At 39.6% G+C, this 3,317-nt stretch carries 4 protein-coding genes and 1 pseudogene; 4 read left to right on the top strand and 1 reads right to left on the bottom strand.

Annotated elements, in window-relative coordinates; translation table 11 throughout:
* From F6K57_RS40580 to F6K57_RS40565, 4 genes are all read left to right on the top strand, one after another.
* A partial coding sequence (locus F6K57_RS40580; protein ID WP_293074607.1) for a hypothetical protein occupies positions 1-182 on the top strand: 182 nt, incomplete at its 5' end.
* A gap of 497 nt (positions 183-679) precedes the next feature.
* The gene (locus F6K57_RS40575) at positions 680-1,144 is read left to right on the top strand and encodes a hypothetical protein (protein WP_293074604.1); all 465 of its coding nucleotides are present in this window, start codon (positions 680-682) and stop codon (positions 1,142-1,144) included.
* 48 nt (positions 1,145-1,192) lie between these two features.
* Entirely contained in the window at positions 1,193-2,509 is a 1,317-nt protein-coding gene (locus tag F6K57_RS40570; RefSeq protein WP_293074610.1) for a sigma-70 family RNA polymerase sigma factor, read from the top strand.
* Positions 2,510-2,805: 296 nt separating this feature from the next.
* On the top strand, positions 2,806-2,931 hold the full coding sequence (locus F6K57_RS40565; RefSeq protein WP_293074601.1) for a hypothetical protein: 126 nt from the start codon (positions 2,806-2,808) through the stop codon (positions 2,929-2,931).
* A 204-nt stretch (positions 2,932-3,135) separates the two neighbouring features.
* Here the strand turns inward: F6K57_RS40565 and F6K57_RS40560 are convergent.
* Positions 3,136-3,317 (bottom strand): annotated as a pseudogene (locus tag F6K57_RS40560) (FAD-containing oxidoreductase); the annotation flags it as partial.

Genomic DNA, 3,317 nt, shown 5'->3' with positions numbered 1-3,317 from the left:
AACCCTCTTTGCTTTTGGCTTTTGGCTTTCTCGGCATTGCTGAATCTTTGGATAAATATGAGTGGGGTGGGCATTCTGCCCGCCGGGAATATATTGAAACTGGCAAGATGCCAGTTCCACCAAGATGCCTGTTCCACCAAGATGCCCGTTCCACAAAACTATTCAAATCATTCCATTATTAAGCCAGGCCGTATATTTTACTTGCTCTTGCGTTCGCTACACGAACGCGCCTTCACCTCCAGAACTTCCGTTGACCAGCACCGAAGTCAGTACCAGGTCAATCCTACTGTTCAAGATTTTGGTAAGTGTGAGGTCATAGTCTAGGCATTTAGCTGGCCATGGCCAGCTATGAGCAGGCTTTGCCTCTGTACGTCCCAAATAAGCTCATGCCTGACACTGAGCTTAAGCAGGTGCACAAAATTAATTACACATTTTCCAAAACTCAAAGCCTTACAATGTAAGGGTTACAGAGATTGGGAGTAGGTAATTAATTATGTGTAGGTGCTTATATAGCAATCCTAAATGATTTATAAAATCTGCAAAATATGAAATCCTTGCTCGGCAAGGGTTAGAGCGATAGCTCAGTCGGCTACTATAATTTCACGAATTAGATAGGATTACTATAATCACAAAAATAATTAAGGCAGTACAATGAAATCCGAGTAAACGTATAGAAACCTTGAATAATCAAGGAATAGTCATTACAGGAGGTAGCGTAACCATGAGTAACAGTCACAACACCAACACAAGTGGTGACAATTACAACAACAATATCCAAGGCGACTATGTTCAGGGTGACAAAGAAAATACCATCATCCAAACAAATAGTTCACTCGGGGTGGGCCTTACCCAAGGCCCGACAAATATTCATAAAATAAGTGTAAATACCAAAGAACCTCAATCCCAATCCCTCGCCCAAGCAGCAGCAGAAATCCAACAATTACTCCAACAACTCGAGCAAAGCAATCCTACCGCCACAGAAGCACAGCAGGAAGCCTTTGTCAGTGCAGCCATTGAAGCAACTAAGAAGGAAAGGCTGATTAATGCTCTCAAAGAAGGCGGTCAAGGAGCAGTTGAAGAATTTCTTGATAACCCATATTTGAACGTAGTAATTAGAATTATTGAAGGGTGGAGAAACCCTTAATTTTACCGGTTAATCTATTGGTAAACTGCTGGAGCTGGAAATGTGGAAATGGTTGAGAACAGATTGCATGGGCAGCACAAGATTGACACTCAGGGGGATAATTGTAACAAGCAGATTGGGGCTGACTATATCCAGGGTGACAAAGAAGATAACATAATCCAAACAAGTAGTTCACTTGGGGTGGGCGTTACCGGCACTACTAATGCCCACAATATAGCTGGAACCATCAACGAGATTGAGGGACATAATATTCAGGCTAAGGAAGTAAATATTTACCAACAAAACGGTTGCAAAGCGAAAAAAAACAAAGACCAAAACCAGCCAGGGGACAACCAGGTAAATCATCGTTTAGTTATTACACTAAATGGCGTAGACTTAGATGAATTCATTAGGGATAAGGAATTACAAGAAGCCGTGTCATTATTACTCCAGAAAGCTTCAGGAGACACGAGCGTAAACTTTGAAAAAATTGAAGAAGGAAGTATAAAAATAACCTTAAATGGTTCTTCAGAAGGTCTTAAGCGACTTGCGGATTTAATCCAATCAGGGGAATTAGGCGAACTAGGGAAAGGTCTTGAAGAATTAGGTCTTTCTGTTGAAGATGCAAAGCTAGTAGTTAAAGACACTACAGGGGAAGACGGAAATGGGGAAGCGGATTCGGAAGAGCCAGTAGATTCCCTTGCTGCAATTTCGAGTTGTCATTTCAAGGATAAGGGCTATGGCTATTATATGGAAAAAAATATGCCGCCTCAAGAAATTGCCAAGCTGTTAAATTCACTATCTACTCAAATAGAAGATTGGCTGTACAAATTTAAAATTAATAGCACGTATACCCATGAAGACATTATACACGATGTCTTTTTACTTGTCCTAAAACTAATAGAATTCGGTAAAATAGAGTCGCATTTCAACGTTGATGGGGAACTGTTACTGATTCGAATTAAGGGTGACTTAAAAGAGCCAATTATTAATCCAAAGGCTTGGTTGCGAACAGTTGCCTTTAATTACGTAAGAGGACTACACCGTGAGTATAAGAGGTTTGTAGATATTAGTTCCGAAATGTGGGAAAGTTTACCCTCGACTGAGCAGAGTAATGCGGTCTCTTCCCGTCATACTCACCCTATGCAGTATATAGAGAACTTGGAAATGCGGGAGAAGATAAAACAACTTCCTGATGAAGACTCAAAAATTTTGGAGTTATTCTATTTTGACAAGCTTTCTTGTGCTGAAATATCGATTCTTTTAGAGTCTAAGGGCTATCCCCGGTATACGGAAGAAACTATTCGCAAAAAAAAGTGCCGAGCACTCAATAAACTCCGCCAACTTTATTTACAAACGGGATTGGTGAGCAAAATAAAATTATAGATAGGGAGCATATCATATTTATAAAAAAAAAGGAAGTGTGGTAAGTGTGAGGAGTGTGATAAGTGTGGGAGTTTTATTATAATTTTTGCCTAATTTCAGGCATTGATATGCACCCTCTAAATAACTAGTAATTGTACTTAAATTACAAAGATGACTGTGGATGTATTTGTTATTACACAGGCATTTTTTTGCGTTTATTAGCATATGAAAAAGATTGGTATAGTTGTCACGTTGGGCGATATTTTTACTCTCTTTAATAGAAACCTTTAACTAAAGTAAAATCGGGTTAAGGCGACATGAATAGCAAAGAACTCCAAGAAAAGTACGCAGCAGGGCAACGAGATTTTTGTGCTATCGACCTAGTTCAAGCTAATCTGAGTGGTATCAACCTTAGTGGTGGGCGTTGCTTAATAATGGAATGATTTAAATATAGCGCTTTTTAACCTTTGGATTATTTCAATCGGAGGTCAAGACAAAGAGGGAGTAGGGAGATAGGGAAATAGGCAGAGCTGACCAAGTCCTATTCTGGGAAAATCTAAGGAACGGGCAAGATGCCCATTCCACCAAGATGCCTATTCCAGAAAACTCTTAAAATTATTCCATTATTAAGCAAAGCTCCTTTTACTCTAAGAAAGCTTAGTCAGGAATTCTAAAAATGTTTTAGTTCTTGGTGTTAAAAGAGTGCGGCGATAGGCATCTGCCGCTTTTTTAATTCCTTCTGCTTGAGTTGGATAGGGATGAATTACGCTGGAAAGCTTACTCAAACCAATCTTATGGACAATTGCTGTAGTCACCTCAGAAATCATTT

Origin of the sequence: Moorena sp. SIO4A5 (assembly GCF_010672005.1) — a bacterium.
GTDB lineage: Bacteria > Cyanobacteriota > Cyanobacteriia > Cyanobacteriales > Coleofasciculaceae > Moorena.
The sequence above is the reverse complement of the archived record's forward strand: the minus strand, read 5'-3'. Positions and strand labels throughout refer to the sequence as shown.